14 protein-coding genes are annotated in these 16984 nt (G+C 72.0%); 11 read left to right on the plus strand and 3 right to left on the minus strand.

Annotated elements, in window-relative coordinates; genetic code table 11:
• Positions 1–61 precede the first annotated feature (61 nt).
• A complete protein-coding gene (locus PKF00_RS08175; protein WP_271216768.1) occupies positions 62–1816 on the minus strand; it encodes a gamma-glutamyltransferase family protein in 1755 nt (584 codons plus the stop codon).
• 144 nt (positions 1817–1960) lie between these two features.
• On the opposite strand from PKF00_RS08175, the gene PKF00_RS08180 reads away from it, so the two are divergent.
• The 8 genes from PKF00_RS08180 (at position 1961) to PKF00_RS08215 (ending at position 9626) form a co-directional block, all read left to right on the plus strand.
• A complete protein-coding gene (locus PKF00_RS08180; RefSeq protein ID WP_271216769.1) occupies positions 1961–3097 on the plus strand; it encodes a sensor histidine kinase in 1137 nt (378 codons plus the stop codon).
• Entirely contained in the window at positions 3094–3741 is a 648-nt protein-coding gene (locus tag PKF00_RS08185; protein WP_271216770.1) for a response regulator, read from the plus strand. The genes PKF00_RS08180 and PKF00_RS08185 overlap by 4 nt, the downstream gene beginning before the upstream one ends.
• A gap of 90 nt (positions 3742–3831) precedes the next feature.
• Positions 3832–4482, plus strand: coding sequence for a Uma2 family endonuclease (locus PKF00_RS08190; RefSeq protein WP_271216771.1), 651 nt, complete (start codon positions 3832–3834; stop codon positions 4480–4482).
• 322 nt (positions 4483–4804) lie between these two features.
• Positions 4805–5440 (plus strand): DUF3386 family protein, encoded by a 636-nt coding sequence (locus PKF00_RS08195; RefSeq protein ID WP_271216772.1) that lies wholly within the window; start codon positions 4805–4807, stop codon positions 5438–5440.
• The gene (locus tag PKF00_RS08200; RefSeq protein ID WP_271216773.1) at positions 5437–6417 is read left to right on the plus strand and encodes a heme/hemin ABC transporter substrate-binding protein; all 981 of its coding nucleotides are present in this window, start codon (positions 5437–5439) and stop codon (positions 6415–6417) included. The genes PKF00_RS08195 and PKF00_RS08200 overlap by 4 nt, the downstream gene beginning before the upstream one ends.
• A 2-nt stretch (positions 6418–6419) precedes the next feature.
• Positions 6420–7520 (plus strand): FecCD family ABC transporter permease, encoded by a 1101-nt coding sequence (locus tag PKF00_RS08205; protein WP_271216774.1) that lies wholly within the window; start codon positions 6420–6422, stop codon positions 7518–7520.
• Entirely contained in the window at positions 7517–8272 is a 756-nt protein-coding gene (locus PKF00_RS08210; protein ID WP_271216775.1) for a heme ABC transporter ATP-binding protein, read from the plus strand. Before PKF00_RS08205 ends, PKF00_RS08210 begins: the two co-directional genes overlap by 4 nt.
• A 160-nt stretch (positions 8273–8432) precedes the next feature.
• Positions 8433–9626, plus strand: a complete 1194-nt coding sequence (locus PKF00_RS08215; protein ID WP_271216776.1) for an SEL1-like repeat protein — start codon at positions 8433–8435, stop codon at positions 9624–9626.
• Between the two features lie 68 nt (positions 9627–9694).
• Here PKF00_RS08215 and ald read toward each other — a convergent pair whose 3' ends face one another.
• Both ald and PKF00_RS08225 read right to left on the minus strand, forming a co-directional pair.
• Entirely contained in the window at positions 9695–10810 is a 1116-nt protein-coding gene (ald, locus tag PKF00_RS08220; RefSeq protein ID WP_271216777.1) for an alanine dehydrogenase, read from the minus strand.
• Between the two features lie 115 nt (positions 10811–10925).
• Positions 10926–12320: an aspartate aminotransferase family protein gene (locus PKF00_RS08225; RefSeq protein ID WP_271216778.1), complete on the minus strand. Its 1395-nt coding sequence runs from the start codon at positions 12318–12320 to the stop codon at positions 10926–10928.
• 300 nt (positions 12321–12620) lie between these two features.
• Between PKF00_RS08225 and PKF00_RS08230 the strand changes: the two genes are divergently transcribed.
• From PKF00_RS08230 to PKF00_RS08240, 3 genes are all read left to right on the plus strand, one after another.
• Positions 12621–13967, plus strand: coding sequence for a M20/M25/M40 family metallo-hydrolase (locus PKF00_RS08230; RefSeq protein ID WP_271216779.1), 1347 nt, complete (start codon positions 12621–12623; stop codon positions 13965–13967).
• A gap of 159 nt (positions 13968–14126) precedes the next feature.
• Positions 14127–14843, plus strand: coding sequence for an ATP-binding cassette domain-containing protein (locus PKF00_RS08235; RefSeq protein WP_271216780.1), 717 nt, complete (start codon positions 14127–14129; stop codon positions 14841–14843).
• Positions 14840–16975 (plus strand): YhgE/Pip domain-containing protein, encoded by a 2136-nt coding sequence (locus PKF00_RS08240; RefSeq protein ID WP_271216781.1) that lies wholly within the window; start codon positions 14840–14842, stop codon positions 16973–16975. Before PKF00_RS08235 ends, PKF00_RS08240 begins: the two co-directional genes overlap by 4 nt.
• The last annotated feature ends 9 nt before the right edge of the window (positions 16976–16984 follow it).

A 16984-nucleotide genomic window follows, 5' to 3' on the forward strand; every position in this document is an offset into this window, starting at 1 on the left:
CGCGGCCCTGCCGTCCCCCCACCCTCGTGCCCGCTGGTCAGCGGCCCCTCCCGTCCGTCCGTCAGCGGCGCTCGCTCACCACCAGCGCGCTGCCGCCTCCCCTCCTGGTCGGCTCGGCGACGGCCTGGAGCCTGCCGCCGCCGAGGAACTCGACGGCGGTGGCCGCGCCGATCTCCGGGTTCAGCGCGAAGCTGTGGCCCCTGAGCGTGAGATCTGCGCCGTGGCGATCGATGAACGCCTGTTCGGCCTGGGTCTGGGCGGTGTTGCGCTGTGTCGCGCGCGGAGCCGCGAGCGCCTCGGGCAGCGACATGCCGAAGTCCCAGCGGTTGACCAGGACCTGCAGCACGGTGGTGATGATCGTGGAACCGCCCGGCGAGCCGACCGCGAGCAGCGGCCTGCCCTCGGACAGGACGATCGTCGGGGACATGGAGGAGCGGGGCCGCTTGCCGGGGCCCGGCAGGTTGGGGTCGCCGGGTGCGGGGCCGAGGGTGAAGTCGGTCAGCTCGTTGTTGAGCAGGAAACCGCGGCCGGGCACGACGATGCCGTTGCCGCCGGTCGACTCGATGGTGAGGTTGTAGGCGACCACGTTCCCCCACCTGTCGGTCACCACCAGGTGGGTGGTCTCCGGCCCTTCGGCGGGCGTCGGCGTCGCCTGGGCAGGCGGCGGAGCCTGGCACGGCCCGTACGAACCGTCCGGGCTTCCCGGCGCGGCCGGGTGGGCGATCGCCCGCTCACCGATCAGACAGGCGCGCTCCTTGGCGAAACCGTCGGACAGCAGCTCCTTCAGCGGAACACCGGGGACGTCGCCGACGTACCTGGCCCGGTCGGCGAAGGCGAGCCTGGAGGCCTCCAGATACTCGTGCGGGCCGATCTTGGGCAGCGCCTCCAGGATGTTGAGCGCCTCGCCGACCGTGGAGCCTCCGGAGGAGGAGGGCGCCATGCCGTAGACATCCATGCCCTTGTAGGTGACCTTCGTCGGCGGACGCTCGACCGCCCGGTAGGCGGCCAGGTCGGACGGCTCCATCAGCCCTGGCCGCACGACGCGGGTGGCTCCGGGGGTGACCGGCGGCTTCTTGACGGTGGCCACGATCTCCGAGCCGAGGCGGCCGCCGTACAGCCAGTCGCCTCCGCGTCTGCCGAGCTGCCGGTAGGTCTCGGCGAGTTCGGGGTTGCGGAAGGTCGAGCCGACCGGGGGCGGGGCTCCGCCCGGGAGATACAGCTTGGCGGTCGAGGTGAAGTCCTTGAAGCGGGCGGCGTTCGCGGCGGTCTGGTCGTGGAAGGTCTGGTCGACCGTGAACCCCTTCGAGGCGACCTCCGCCGCGGGCCTGAGCGCCTGCTTGAGCGAGATCGTGCCGAACCGCCTCAGGGCCAGCTCCCACTGCGCCACACTGCCCGGCACTCCGGCGGAAAGGCCGCTGGTCACCGCCTCGTCGAACGGGATCCCCTCCAGGGAGGAGGACGTCATCGCCCGGGGCGCCGTCTCCCTGCCGTCGATCGTGTGGACCTTCCGGTGCCGGGCGTCGTAGTAGACGAGGTAGCCGCCTCCGGCGAGCCCTGCCGAGTAGGGTTCGGTGACGCCGAGCGTGGCCGCCCCCGCGACGGCGGCGTCGATCGCGTTGCCGCCCTCGCGCAGCACCTGGAGCGCGGCCCTGCTGGCGTCCAGGTCGACGGTCGCGACCGCGCCGCCGTACCCCTCGGCGACGGGTTTCTTGACCGCCTGCGGCGACGGCGGCGAGGCGGCGGCGGGCCGTACGAGCAGGATCGAGCTTCCCGCCAGGAGCGCGGCGGCGAACATGGCTGAACGACGACTGATCATGATGGCCTCCCGCAGCCAGCTTGACTCAGCCGACCACCCCTGTCAGCCCCTCTGTCCGTACCTGGCCCTACCCCCTGCGACGTAGCCCGGCCTGCCTCCCAGGGCGGACGCGCAGGTCAGGGAGGTGGACGTAAAGTGCTGGACGTGCGCGCCCAACCCCGCTGGATCGTCCCGTTGCTCCCGCTGTCCGTGACGGCCGTCCAGGTCATGGGCTCCAGAGGGGTGCAGTGGAACCAGGTGCACAGCGCCGGGCTGATGCGGGTCGCGCTCGATCCGCCCGGCTACGCGCTGCTGCTCGCCGGACCGCTCGCCCTGACCGTACGGCGCCGGCACCCCGTGGTGACGCTGGTCGTGACCCAGATCGCCACCTGGGTCTACGTCGTTCTCGGATACTCCTACGGCCCGGTCTTCATCAGCCCCGTCATCGCGCTCTACAGCGCCGTCGCCGCCGGACACCGGCGCGCCGCCTGGCTGGCGGGCGGGCTGATGTACGTCTTCTTCTTCGGCTACGCGACCTGGTTCGCCGCCCTGCCGATCCCCCCGTGGTACCACAACCTGGCCGTGGCGGCCTTCATCGGCGTGGTGCTGGCCGCGGGCGAGTACGCCAGGGTCAGGCGCGAGCGGCTGGGCGAGCGCGAGCGCGTCGAGGAGGAGGAGTCCCGGCGGCAGGCCAGCGAGGAGCGGCTGACCATGGCCCAGGAGCTGCACGACGTGCTGGCGCACAACATCTCCCTCATCCACGTGCAGGCCTCGACGGCCCTGCACCTGATCGACGACCACCCCGAGCAGGCGCGCACCGCCCTCACCACGATCAAACACGCCTCGAAGGACGTGCTGACGGAGATGCGCTCGGTGCTCAGCGTGCTCCGCGAGGGCGCGCCCCGCTCCCCCACCGCCGGGCTCGACCGGCTCGACGAGCTCGTCGAGCGCGCCGAGCAGAGCGGCCTGACGATCACCAGGCGGATCTCCGGGCGGGTGCGGGCGCTGCCGCCGGGGACGGACAGGGCCGGATACCGCATCGCGCAGGAGGCCCTGACCAACGCCGCCAGGCACGCGCCGGGCGCGGCGGTCACGGTGCTGCTGGAGTACGGCCCCGACGAGCTGCTGATCCGGGTCACCGACTCGGGCGGCACGGGTCCCGGCGAGAGCCTGGGCGGCGGGAACGGCATCCCCGGCATGCGGGAGCGCGCCTCCGCCCTCGGGGGCACGCTGACCGCAGGCCATCACGGACGGGGCTTCCGCGTCGAGGCGCGGTTGCCGATCCCGGAGGAACCCTCATGATCAAAATTGTTCTCGCCGACGACCAGGCGCTGGTCAGGGCCGGTTTCCGCGCTCTGCTCGACGCCCAGCCCGGGATGACCGTGGTCGCCGAGGCCTCCGACGGGGCCCAGGCCCTGCGCCTGGCCGCCGAGCACGAGCCCGACGTGGTCCTGATGGACATCCGCATGCCGGGCATGGACGGCCTGACCGCGACCAGGGAGATGCCGCCGGGACCGAGGATCATCATCCTGACCACCTTCGAGCTCGACGAGTACGTCTTCGAGGCCCTGCGCAACGGCGCCAGCGGCTTCCTGGTCAAGGACACCGAGCCCGCCGAGCTCATCCAGGCCGTCCGCGTCGTCGCGGACGGCGACGCGCTGCTCTCCCCCGGCGTGACCCGCCGCCTGATCGCCGAGTACGCCAGCCGGGCCAAGACGCCCGACCCCTCCCACGACCTCGGCCTGCTCACCGACCGCGAACGCGAGGTCCTCGCCCTGGTCGGCACGGGCATGACCAACGACGAGATCGCCCAGAAGCTCTTCATGAGCCCGGCGACCGCCAAGACCCACGTCAGCCGCGCCATGATGAAACTGCACGCCCGCGACCGCGCCCAGCTCGTCGTCGTCGCCTACGAGTCAGGCCTGGTCCGCCCCGGCTGGCTCTGATCCCAGGTCGGGGGAAAAGCCGCACGCCGTCACGACATGTCGACGATACTGTGCGTGTTCACGAGGACACGAAGGGAAATACTCATGCTCATGATGTCACGACGACGCACCGCCAGCCTGAGGCCCACTCCCGAGACCGCGTCCTACCCCCTGCCCGGTACGGCACGCGAGCTGTTCGACGCGCTCCCGCAGCTTCCCGGGCTCCGCACTGAGATCATCGACGGGAGACTGATAGTGAGCCCGGTGGGCACCCCCGAGCATGCCAGGATCGCGATGCGCCTGTACGGCGCGCTCCTTCCCCTCATCGAGGAGAGGGACTTGGACGGATTCAGCGGCAACGTCGACGTCTGTGTCGACGGCCCCCGCGAACCCGTCGAGCCCGACTTCGTACTGGCCCCGGCCGACTGCCCCCGCCGGGGGGAGCGCGAGTTGCTCTCCTCCGGCCTGCTGATGGTGGCCGAGATCGTCTCGCCCGGCAGCGTCGGCGACGACCGCGACAGGAAACCCGGCCTGTACGCCCTCGGACAGGTCCCGGTGGTCGTCATCATCGACCCGGTGGCCACACCCGCCATCGTGACGGTGCTCAGCGACCCGAAGGACGACGTCTACCTGACCTCGACCCGCGTCGCGATCGGCGCGACCGTGCACCTTCCCGACCCGGTCGGCTTCACGCTCGACACCTCGATCTTCGCCGAGGCCCTGGACCGCCCTGACGGTCCGCCCCTGACGGTCCGCCCCTGACGCTCCGCCTCTGCGGACGACGTCCCGGATCCGGCACCGCGCGCCGCCGGGACGCACGAGACAGGCGCCGGAGCACCACGACCAGCCGAGGGCGGGGCCGTCCGCCTCGAACCACCCTCGGCGTCCCACACTCCAGGTGACGCGTTCGCAGCCCACCGCAGAACCGCTCACAGCCCCCCGAACGCTCTAAATTCCCGCCGTTTCCGGCATTTAGCCCTTTCCAGGCAAAACCTCACACTCCCCAAGACTTGACGCACCCAACACGCCGTGTTTAGGTATGCCTTGCCTAATAAAACTTAGGCTTACCTAATTCTGGAGTGCGATGTCCCCGGGAAGCACGTCGCTGGAACGTGCCAAAGCGCTGCTCTACCGTTGGCCCGCCGACTTCACCGGCTTCTCCGCGGACCTGCTGCTGACGGACGCCGCACTCACGTTCCGGGGCACGGTGAGGATCGAGGCCGGTCGGCCCGCCGAGCCGGAGATCACGCTTGAGGGCGCGAGCGACGAGCAGGTCGGCTGGGTGGCACGGCAGCTCACCTCCCTGGTCACGCACCGCAGTGCCCGTCACGAGGACGACGAGGCCGGGCTGACCGTCACCGAGGACTCCACGGACCATCCGCTCGGGGTCCTGGTCACGACGGACGACAGGTTCGGGTCGACCTACCGGATCCGGGGCGACTGGATCACCGAGATCACCCGGCACACGCCGTCGACGACCGTCAGGGTCTACGTGGTCAACCGCGTGACGACCTCTGACGGCAGGTTCCTCCCCTGCCACCTCGCCGCCACGCTCAGCGACCCGGAGACCGGTGCCATCACCGGGCTCGAACTGCTGGACGAGCGGTACGTCGAGGTGGACGGGGTGATGCTTCCGGCCAGGCGGTCGGTTGTCAGCCAGAGCTCGCGCGGGGTCGTCACCCGGGTCGTCGAGCTCGGCGCACATGGAAAGGCAGAATGATGAAGCACGGTTTGACCGTCCTGCTGGCCGCGGGAGCACTCGCCATGGCGGGCTGCGCGGGCACGGCGGAGCCCCCGGCGAAGGCGGCGGAGCAGGCGGCCCCCTCGCCGGCGCAGGCCCAGAGCGCGCCGCAGGCCCAGGGACTCCCGGTCACCGTGCAGTCGGCGGACGGCAAGCAGGTCGAGGTGAAGGACGCCTCGAAGATCATCCCGTTGACGGGAGACGTCGCCGAGATCGTGTTCGCGCTCGGCCTGGCCGACAAGGTCGTGGGCGTCGACCTGTCGGCGACGGGCCTGCCGGAGGCCCGGCAGAAGCCGCAGATCGGCTACCAGCGGGCGCTGGCCGCCGAGGGCATCCTCTCGCTCAGGCCGACCGTGCTCGTCGGCACCGAGGAGGCGGGTCCCCCGCAGGTGATCGACCAGCTCAGGGGCGCGGGCATCCCGGTCGTGACGGTGTCCTCGGGAGCGGGAGGCGTGGACGAGGTCCCCGGCAAGATCGAACTCATCGGCAAGGCCCTCGGCGTAGCGGACAAGGGCGCGGAGCTGGCGGCGAAGACGAAGGCGGAGATCGACGCCGCCAGGGCGAAGGCCACCGGCACGGAGAAGGCGCGGGTCGCCTTCCTCTATCTCCGCGGCCAGTCCAAGACCTACCAGCTCGGCGGCGCGGGCACCAGGGCGGACGCGATGATCGCCGCCGCCGGCGCGGAGGACGCGGGCACCGCCGCCGGGGTCAAGGGCTACAAGCCGATCACGGCGGAGGCCATGGTGAAGGCCGCCCCCGACCACATCCTCGTGATGTCCATGGGCCTGGAGTCGGTCGGCGGCGTCGAAGAACTGCTCAAGCTGCCCGGCGTGGCCGAGACCCCGGCGGGCAAGAACCGGCGGGTCGTCTCGCTGGACGACCTGGAGCTGCTCGGTATGGGCCCGCGCACCGGCCAGGCGATCGACAAGCTCGTCACGGCCTTCCAGCAGCGGTGAGCATGCCGAAGACCGCGGCGCGGGCGTCCCACAGCGCCCCCGCCGCCACCGACGTCCGGACCGGGGAGGCGGCGCACGCGGCCGCGCCCCGGTCCGGGCGCGCGGTGTTCAGGAACGCGCTGATCCCCGCCCTCGCGGTGTTGCTCGCCACGCTTTGCGTCGCGTCCGCGGGGATCGGCGCGGTCGCGGTGCCGTTCGAAGAGGTGGCTGGTTCCCTCTTCGGCGGCACCGGCCCGCACGACGCCGTGCTGTGGCAGATCCGCTTCCCGCGCGTGGCGCTCTCCGTGCTGATCGGCGCGTCGCTCGGCGTCGCGGGAGCCGCCATGCAGGGCGTGTTCGGCAACCCCCTCGCCGAGCCCGGCGTCATCGGCGTCTCCTCAGGGGCGGCCGTCGGCGCGGTCGGCACGATCGTGCTGGGCTTCAGCGCCTTCGGCGAGTGGTCGGTGACCGTGGCCGCCTTCCTGGGCGGGCTGATCGCCACCTTCGTCGTCTACCTGCTGTCCCGCTCGAACGGCAGGACCGAGGTCGTCACCCTGGTGCTCACCGGCATCGCGGTGAACGCCGTCGCGGGAGCGGTCGTCGGCCTGCTGACGTTCCTGGCCGACGACGCCCAGCTGCGTTCCATCTCCTTCTGGAGCCTGGGCAGCCTCGGCGGCGCGACCTGGCCGGTGGTGGCCGGGGTGCTTCCGTTCGCCGTCGCGGGGCTGGTGCTGGTCCCGCTCTTCGCGAGAGCGCTGGACGTGCTCGCGCTGGGCGAGCGGAGCGCCCGGCACCTGGGGGTGGACACCGAGCGGATCCGCCTCGGCGTGATCCTGCTGGCCGCGCTGCTGACCGGCGCGGCCGTCGCGGCGGCCGGGATCATCGGTTTCGTCGGACTGGTCGTGCCGCACCTGGTCCGCCTGGTCGCGGGGCCGGGACACCGGGTGCTGCTGCCCGCCTCCGCCCTGGCGGGAGCCATCGTGCTGCTGGCGGCCGACCTGGTCGCGCGGACCGTCGCGGTCCCCGCGGAGTTGCCGATCGGTGTGCTCACCGCCCTGCTCGGCGGACCGTTCTTCCTGTGGCTGCTTCGCCGTACCCGGGCCGGGCAGGGAGGTTGGGCATGATCGACGCCGACTCCGTCTCGCTCTCCGTCGGCTCGACGCCGCTGTTGTCCGAGGTGTCGATGCGGGTGGCCGCCGGCGAGCTGGTCGCGGTCGTCGGGCCGAACGGCGCGGGCAAGTCCTCGCTGCTGTCCGTGCTGGCCGGAGACGTCGCCCCGTCGTCGGGTTCGGTCACCCTGGACGGCCTCCCGCTGCGGTCGCTGCGCCCCGCCAGGCTGGCGCGCATGCGCGCGGTGCTTCCGCAGCGGGTCACGGTCGCCTTCCCGTTCACGGTCGCCGAGGTGGTCGCGATGGGCCTGTACGGCTCCCGCCTCACCGCCCCGGAAGAGGAGGAGGTCGTCAGCGGGGCCATGGCCGCCACGGACGTCGCCCACCTGGCGGGACGCGCCTATCCGACCCTGTCCGGAGGAGAGCAGGCCCGCGTCTCCCTGGCCAGGGTCCTGGCGCAGCGGGCTCCCGTGCTTCTGCTGGACGAGCCGACGGCGGCGCTGGACATCAGGCACCAGGAGCAGGTCATGGGCGTCGCCCGGGACCGTTCCCTGGCCGAGGACGCCGTCGCGGTCGTCCTGCACGACCTGAACCTCGCCGCGGCGTACGCCGACCGCGTGGTCGTCATGCGTTCGGGCGTCGTCGTCGCCGACGGCGCTCCCGCCGAGGTCCTCGCCTCCGACATGCTGAGCGAGGTGTACGGCTGCGCCGTCGACGTCCACCACGGCGACGGCGGCCTCATGGTCGCCCCTCGCCGCGCCCGCTGACCCGACGCCCGCCGTGCGGCGGGTGCGCCCCGCCCTGACGTTCCCGGAAACACCTCACACGGTGACCTTCCGAAGTCGTAAGGTTACGTACCGCTCCATCCGCTGGTCGGCGCGGCGCCGGTGGGGGGCGGGCGGCGGCCGGAGGCGACCCGGAGGCGGTATGGACAGCGCGTACGACCTCGGTCTCTGGCACGAGGGGCACGGCAGCCTGGAGGACGCCGTCAGGTGGTACGCCCTGGCCGCGGACACCGGTGACGTCGAGGCCGCGCTGAGCCTGGCGACGCTGCTGGAGCGGGAGGGCGACGTTCCCGCCGCCCGCGGGTGGTTCGAGACCGCGGCCCGCGCCGGGTCGCGCGCCGCAGCCCGGCGGCTCGCGCTGATCTGCGAGGCCGCCGGCGAGGCGAAGGCCGCCCGTGAGTGGCATCGCAGAGCCGCGCTGGACGGAGACCTGGACTCCGCCCACGACCTGGGTTTCCTCGCCTACCGGTGCGGCGAGGAGGACGAGACGCTGCGCTGGTGGGGGACGGCGGCCCGAGGAGGCCACGCGGGCGCGGCCTACGACCTCGGCCTGTTCCTCCAGGCCAACCAGGACCCCGAGGGCGCGCAGGCGTTCTACCGGCTGGCCGTGAGAGACGACCACCCGGGGGCCGCGTCGCGGCTCGGCGGGATCGCGCTGTCACACGGCGACCTGCGCGCCGCCCGCGCCTGGTTCGAGCGGGCCGCCCACACGGGCCGCGTCCACGACCAGCGGAGCGCCGGGTTCGTGTGCGTGGAGATGGGCGACTCACCGGCGGCGAGCCACTGGTTCGGCAGGGCCGCGGCGGGGGGAGACCCGGACGCGGCCTTCACCTTCGGCCTCCTGCTCATCGCCGAGCACGACGACCTGCGGGGCGGCCAGCACTGGTTCAGGCAGGCGGCGCAGGCCGGACACCGTCAGGCCGCGGCCGAGCTGGCGTCGCTGCTGTCCGCGACCGGTTTCTCCCACGAGGCCGAGCAGTGGCTGTCGGAGCGGCCGTCTCCCCTCTGGGACCGGGTCGCCGAACCCGAGCTCGTCGCCCGCGCCGAGCTGTGCGCGGCCGACGTCGCCCGGAGGGGTGGCGTCCCCCTGGCGGCGACCGACCTGATCGAGGTCCTCGGCACGTGGGACCTGGTCACCCGGCCGTTGCGCGACCACGCCGACGCCGCGGCGTGGCTGGCCGGACAGAGCGGGCTGCCCCCGGACGCGATCGAGCACCTGGGGTCGGTGCGTGCCGTGCTGCTGCGCCCCTGCGGTTCCCCATGGCCGACCCCCGCCGAGGTCGAGCGCGCTCTCGCCACCGCCCGCGAGCTGCGCGCCCGCCTGGGACCACGATGACCGAACCGCGTCCAGCGGGTCGGCGCCTCGGGCGGCGCTCGACCCGCTGGACGTTCCCGGCTGCGACGCTAGTCGGCGATGACCTCGGAGACCGGCGTGAACGGCAGGTCGAGGGCGAGGGCGACCTGGTCGTTGGTGAGCCGGCCCGCGTGGGTGTTGAGGCCGAGGGCGAGGCCCGCGTCCTGCTGGAGGGCCGACTTCCAGCCCAGCCCGGCGAGCTTGACCGCGTAGGGCAGCGTCGCGTTGGTCAGCGCGTAGGTGGAGGTGTTGGCGACCGAACCCGGCATGTTGGCCACGCAGTAGAAGATCGAGTTGTGGACCTGGTAGGTCGGCTCGGCGTGCGTGGTCGGGCGGGAGTCCTCGAAGCAGCCGCCCTGGTCGATGGCGATGTCGACGAGCACCGAGCCCGGCTTCATGCGGGAGACCAGTTCGTTGGAGACGAGGGTGGGCGCCTTCGCACCGGGGATCAGCACCGCGCCGATGACCAGGTCGGCCTCGAGGACCTCCTTCTCGATCGCGTAGGAGGTCGAGACGAGGGTCTTCAGACGCCCCTGGTAGATGGCGTCGATGAAGCGCAGGCGGTCGACGTTGAGGTCGAGCACCGTGACGTCCGCTCCCATGCCGACCGCGATCTGCGCGGCGTTGAGCCCGGAGACGCCGGCGCCGATGACGACGACCTTGGCCGGGGCCACTCCGGGCACGCCGCCGGGCAGCACGCCGCGGCCGCCGTTGAAGCGCATCAGATTGTAGGCGCCGACCTGCGGGGCCAGGCGGCCGGCGACCTCGGACATCGGGGCGAGCAGCGGCAGGGTGCCGCCGACCTGGACGGTCTCGTACGCGATGCCGGTGACCTGCTGCCCGAGTAAGGCCTCCGTGCACTCACGGCCCGCGGCGAGGTGCAGGTAGGTGAACAGCACCTGCCCCGCGCGCATGCGGTGGTACTCCTCGGCGATCGGCTCCTTGACCTTGAGGATCATGTCCGCCTCGCCCCACACCTCGTCCGCGGTGTCGAGGATCTTGGCTCCGGCGAACAGGTACTCCTCGTCGGGCAGGTGCGAGCCAAGGCCCGCGCCGCGCTGCACGTAGACGTCGTGGCCGTGTCGCACCAGCTCGTGGACGCCCGCCGGAGTAGCGGCGACGCGGTACTCGTGGTTCTTGACCTCGGCAGGCACGCCGATCTTCATAACGGGTCCTTTCGGATTCCAAAGGAGGTCACAGCACGGCTCACCAAACGTGGTGACGTTTCAGCGAATGCCATGACGATTGGGTGAGAACTATTGTGCTGGTGCGACAGGTGCGTCAGAGCCGGTTCCACGCCTCCGTCAAGACGGAGCGAAGAATCGACTCGATCTCGTCGAACTCCCTGGGCCCGCAGATGAGCGGCGGAGCGAGCTGGATGACCGGGTCGCCGCGGTCGTCGGCGCGGCAGTAGAGACCGGCCTCATAGAGGGCCGAGGAGAGGAATCCGCGGATGAGACGCTCGGACTCCTCCAGGCTGAAGGTCTCCTTGGTCGCCCTGTCCTTGACGAGCTCGATGCCCCAGAAGTAGCCGGAGCCGCGCACGTCGCCGACGATCGGCAGGTCGAGCAGGCGCTCGAGGGTAGCGCGGAAGACCGGCTCGTTGCGGGTCACGTGGCCCAGCAGGTCCTCGCGTTCGAACAGGTCGAGGTTGGCCAGGGCCACGGCGGAGGAGACGGGGTGGCCGCCGAAGGTGTAGCCGTGGGCGAACATCTCGGTGCCGTTCTTGAACGGCTCGAAGAGGCGCTCGGAGGCGATCATCGCGCCGATCGGCGAGTAACCGCTGGTCATGCCCTTGGCGCAGGTGATGATGTCGGGGACGTAGTCGAACTTCTGCCCGCCGAACATGGTGCCGAGACGGCCGAAGGCGCAGATGACCTCGTCGGAGACGAGCAGGACGTCGTACTGGTCGCAGATCTCACGCAGGCGCCTGAAGTATCCGGGCGGCGGCGGGAAGCAGCCTCCCGCGTTCTGCACCGGCTCGACGAAGACGGCGGCCACGGTGTCCGGGCCCTCCATCTCGATGGCCCTGGCGACGCGCTCGGCGGCCCAGTAGCCGTACTGCTCCGGAGTCATGCCGGGCACGCCGGTGATCTCGTCGGCGCGGTAGTGGTTGGTGTTCGGCACGCGCACGGAGCCCGGGACCAGCGGCTCGAACATCTGCTTGAAGGCCGGGATGCCGGTGATCGACAGAGCGCCCTGCGGGGTGCCGTGGTAGGCGATCTGGCGGCTGATGACCTTGTGCTTGAGCGGCCTGCCAGTGATCTTGAAGTACTGCTTGGCGAGCTTCCAGGCGGTCTCGACGGCCTCTCCGCCGCCGGTGGTGAAGAAGACCCGGTTGAGGTCGCCCGGGGTCTGCTCGGCCAGGCGACGGGCCAGTTCCGCGGCCTTGGGGTGGGCGTACGACCAGAGCGGGAAGAACGCCAGCTCCTGGGCCTGCTTGGCGGCCGCCTCCGCCAACTCGCTGCGGCCGTGCCCGGCCTGGACCACGAACAGCCCCGCCAGGCCGTCGAGGTAGCGCTTGCCGTGAACGTCGTAGATGTAGGCGCCCTCGCCTCGCACGATCATCGGCACTTCCGCCCCCTCGTGGGCGCTGTGCCGGGTGAAGTGCAGCCACAGGTTGTCCTGTGCCGCCTTCATGACCGAGGCGACGTCAGTGTTTTCAGGGTGGTTCATTGCGATCTTCCCTCGGTGAGCTGAGCTCCCCTCAGTGTGCATGCCCGGAGAACACCTTGCCAAGTGAAAACGTGGCAACAGACTGCAAGAAGTTCGGAATCCGCAAAAGCTCCATGTAACAACAACGAAATCCGCGAACAGAATCCGGGAGTGTCCCGACCTTCCGCCCGCGGGTCCCGCCCCGCGGAATCGCACGGGAGGCACCGTGTGCTGGAATCGGACGCGAACAGCCAAGAGTGGCCGTCCACCAGTTGTGATCCAATAGGACGGAGCAGATATTGAGATGCGAGGGAACACGTCGTGACTCCTGACGAGATCGAAGGCGCCGTCACCGCGGGCCTGCCCCAGGCGGTCCAAGACCTCAAGCGGCTCGTCTCCATACCCTCCGTGGCCTTCCCCGGCCACCCGGAGGAGCCGGTGCTCGCGGCCGCCGCGGTAACCGAGGAGCTGCTGCGCAGCACGGGGCTGCCGCACGTCCAGCAGATCCCGGTCGAGGGGAGCTTCCCCGCCGTCTACGCCGAGGCCCCCGCCCCGCCCGGAGCGCCGACCGTGCTGCTCTACGCGCACTACGACGTGCAGCCCGCGGGCGACCCCGCGCTGTGGCGCACCCCGGCCTTCGAGCCGACCGAGATCAACGGCGCGATCCACGGCCGTGGCGCCGCCGACGACAAGTCCGGCGTCATCTCGCACGTCGCCGCGCTCCGCGCCTTCAGGGGCCGCTTCCCCGTGGGCATCAAGGTGATCATCGAGGGCCAGGAGGAGTACGCCGGGGAGCGCCTCGAGGCCTTCATCGAGCGCAACCCCGAGCTGGTCCGCGCCGACGCGATCATCGTCGCCGACACCGGCAACCCCCGCGTGGGCGACCCCGCGGTCACCACCTCGCTGCGCGGCATGGGCGCCTTCACCGTGGAGGTGCGCTCCCTGAAGGAGTCGCTGCACAGCGGCTTGTTCGGCGGCGCCGCGCCCGACGCCCTCGCGGCGCTGATCAGGATGCTGGCCGCCCTGCACGACGACCACGGCGACATCCGCGTCCCCGGCCTGCCTCGCGGCACCTTCCTCGGCGCGGGCCCGTCGGAGGAGGAGTTCCGGGCCACCGCGGGCGTGCTCGACGGCGTCTCCCTGGTCGGCTCGGGCACGTTGGCCGACCGGCTGTGGTCCTCCTACGCCATCACGGTCACCGGTCTCGACGTGCCGACGGTCTCCGGCGCCATCAACGCGGTCCAGCCGGTCGCGCGGGCCAGGGTGACCGTGCGCGTGCCTCCGGCGGGCGACCCGAAGACGACCGTCGACGCCGTGACCGACTTCCTCAACCAGGCGGCCCCCTGGGGCGTCCGGGTGAGCTACACCGACTACGTGCTGGGCTCGGGTTTCCTCGCCGACACCGGGGGCACGGCGCGCGCCGCGCTGAACCGGGCCATGGAGCGCGCCTTCGGCAGGCCGCCGCGCGACGTCGGGGCGGGCGGCTCGATCCCGCTGGTCTCCACGCTCGTCAAGCAGTTCCCCGCCGCCTCGATCCTGCTCTTCGGCGCGGAGGACGACGACGCCGCGATCCACGCTCCCAACGAGCGCGTCGTCATCGAGGAGCTGCGCCGTACGGCGACGGCGGAGGCGCTCTTCCTTCAGGAGTACGGCTCCGCGGCCGTCTGACCAGGGGCTCCGCGGCCACCTCGGCGATGGGCCGACGGCCGCCCGGGCGAAAGCTCCCCTCAAAACAGACAGAGCTCCAGAAAAGCCCCACCCGGTATCGGGTGGGGCTTTTCTTGGTGATACTTTTTGAACTGACCAGTCAGTTCAAAATCTGGAGGCGTGGTGTTCCACGGGGTCGCGGTGCACGCGAGCGGCCTGTCCCTCAAGGGCGGGCACGGGTGGGTCTACCGCGACGTCACCCTGGAGGCGGGGCCGGGCAGCCTCACCGCCGTCGCCGGGCAGGCGGGCAGCGGACGGACGAGCCTTCTGCTGACCCTGGCGGGACGGATGAAGCCCACGGGCGGCACGCTCGCCGTCGGCGGACACCACGGACCGGGAAGGATCCGGCGGGTGGCCGCGCTCGGCCTGGTCGACGGGGTCAACGACCTGGACGGAGCGCTGTCGGTCAGGGAGCACCTGCGCGAACGGGTCAGGAGCCCGCTGTGGAACAGGCGGCAGGCGGCACGGGCCACGGCCGCGCTGACCGCGGCCGGCCTGGAACGCTCCCCCGGCGACAGGACCCTGATCCGCGCCCTGGACCGGGAGGAGCGCGTACGGCTCGGCGTCGCGCTCGCGCTGCTCGACGAACCCGGGCTGCTGGCCCTCGACGACGTGGACGCGGGCCTCGGCGGCGACAGGCTCGACGGGCTCTGGGCGACGCTGGCGGACCTGGCCGGACAGGGACTGACCGTCGTCGCCTCGTGCACGGAGAGCGGGGCGGCGGCGACGCTGCGTCTGCCGCCGAGGGAGCCGGGAGCCTCCGAGAGCGCCGAGGGGCCGAAGGGCCGGGACGGGGAGTCGGGGCCGTGGGCCGTGCAGGGTGGGGAGGATCGATGAGGTCGCTTCGGCTGGGCGGTCTGGAGCTGCGGCGGTTCACCAGGTCGCGGCTGACCAGGGCGGCGCTCGCGGGGGTGGTGACGCTGCCGCTGCTGTACGCCGGGCTGTACCTGTGGTCGTTCTGGGATCCGCAGGGCAATCTCGGGAACATCCCGGTGGCGCTGGTCGTGGAGGACCGGCCCGCGACCGCCGGCGGCAGGACGGTCGACGCGGGCCGGGAGCTGGCGAGGGAGCTGCGGGAACGCCACGTCTTCGACTGGCACACGGTCGACGCGCGGCAGGCGGAGGACGGCGTGAACGACGGCGGCTTCTACCTGTCGCTGACCGTTCCCGCCGATTTCAGCGCCCGCCTCGTCTCCCCCTCGGGAGACGGCGCGCCGAGGCCCGCCGAGCTCGGGGTACGGGTCGACACGGGACGCAGCTACGTCATGCGCACGATCTCCGACGCGGTGTTCGCCGAGGTCAGGGGCGCGGCGGGCCGTACCGCGCTCAAGGACTACTGGGACGAGGTGTTCGTCTCCTTCGGGGAGCTGCACGACGCCACGGCCAAGGCGGCGGACGGCGCGGACGAGCTCCACGACGGCACGGAGAAGGCGGGCGAGGGCGCGTCCACCCTGAGCAGCGGGCTCGGCCAGGCCAAGAGCGGAACCCACCGGCTCGCCGTGGGCCTGGGCAGCGCGAACACCGCGACCGGCAGGCTGTCCTCGGGGGCGGACAGCCTGGCGGACGGTCTGGGCGAGGCCGGACGCGGGTCGCGCGAGCTGGCCCGCGGGCTGGTCAGGCTCGCGGACGGCGCCAAGCGGGTCGCCGAAGGAAACGCGCGCGTCCACAAGCAGGTCCACGCCCAGGTCTCGACGATCGACGAGGTGGCCGACCAGGTCGTTCCCGTGCTGCGGGACGACGGCGCGCGGCTGCGGTCGCTCGCGCGGGCGATCGAGGAGGGGGCGGACCGGCTCACCGAGTCGACCGGGCGGCTGGGCGAGCCCGCGGCCCCGGTGGGTGAAACGGACGCCCTGGCCCGGCTGCGGCAGAGCGCCAGGCAGATCTCGGAGATCGCGGCCCGCAGCGCGGAGATCGCGCCGACCGCGGGACAGCGTCTCCAGCAGGTGAGAAAGAAGATCGACCAGCTGGACGCGGGACTCGGCGAACTCGCCGACGGCTCGGCCAAGGTCCGGGACGGACTCGGTGACGCGAGTACGGCGGGCGGCAGGCTCACCTCCGGGCTCTCCCGGCTCGGCGACGGCGCCGCCGAGCTCAGCCGGGGACTGACCGAGCTCGACGGCGGGATCGTCAGGCTGAGCGACGGCGCCGCCAAGGTGGACACCGGCGTCGGCAGGCTGCGCGAAGGCGCGGGCGAGCTCAGCACCGGCATCGGCAGACTGGCCGACGGCTCCAGGGAGCTGAGCGACAAGCTCGGACAGGGGGCGACGCGGATCCCCGACTACGGCCGGCAGGAGCGCGCGGAGCGAAGCGACATGATGAGCGAGCCGGTCAGGCTGGCCACCCAGGTCCTCAACCCGGTTCCGAACTACGGCACCGGCTTCGCGCCGTTCTTCGTCCCGCTGGCGCTGTGGGTCGGCGCGATGGTGAGTTACATGGTGCTGCGCCCGCTCAACCCGCGTCTCCTCGCCGGCACGGCTCCCGCGTGGCGGATCGCACTGGCGGGCTGGCTGCCCGGCCTCGTCCTGGGGACGGCGCAGGTGGGCGTGCTGCTGGCGGTGACCAGGTTCGGGCTCGGCATGGAGGCCGAGCACTGGGCGGGGGTGGTCGGCCTCCTGTCGCTCACCGCCGCCGCCTTCCTGGCGATCGTGCAGGCGGTCAACGCCCTGCTCGGCCCGCCGGGGCGGGTCGCGGTGCTGGCGCTGCTGATGCTGCAGCTCACCTCCGCCGCGGGGACCTATCCCATCGAGACGTCGCCGGGCTTCTTCCGGACGATCTCGCCGTGGCTGCCGATGAGCTGGGTGGTCAGCGCACTGCGCAGGCTGATCAGCGGCGGCGACCTCACCGTGGTCTGGCAGGCCTGCGGGGTGCTGGCCCTGTTCACCGCGCTGGGCCTGGCCCTGAGCGTGTACGCGGTGTGCAGGGGCCGCACCTGGTCGATGCGCCGCCTCCATCCCGAGCTGGCGCTGTGACTACGGTTG

Origin of the sequence: Streptosporangium carneum (assembly GCF_027922005.1) — a bacterium.
GTDB lineage: Bacteria > Actinomycetota > Actinomycetes > Streptosporangiales > Streptosporangiaceae > Streptosporangium > Streptosporangium carneum.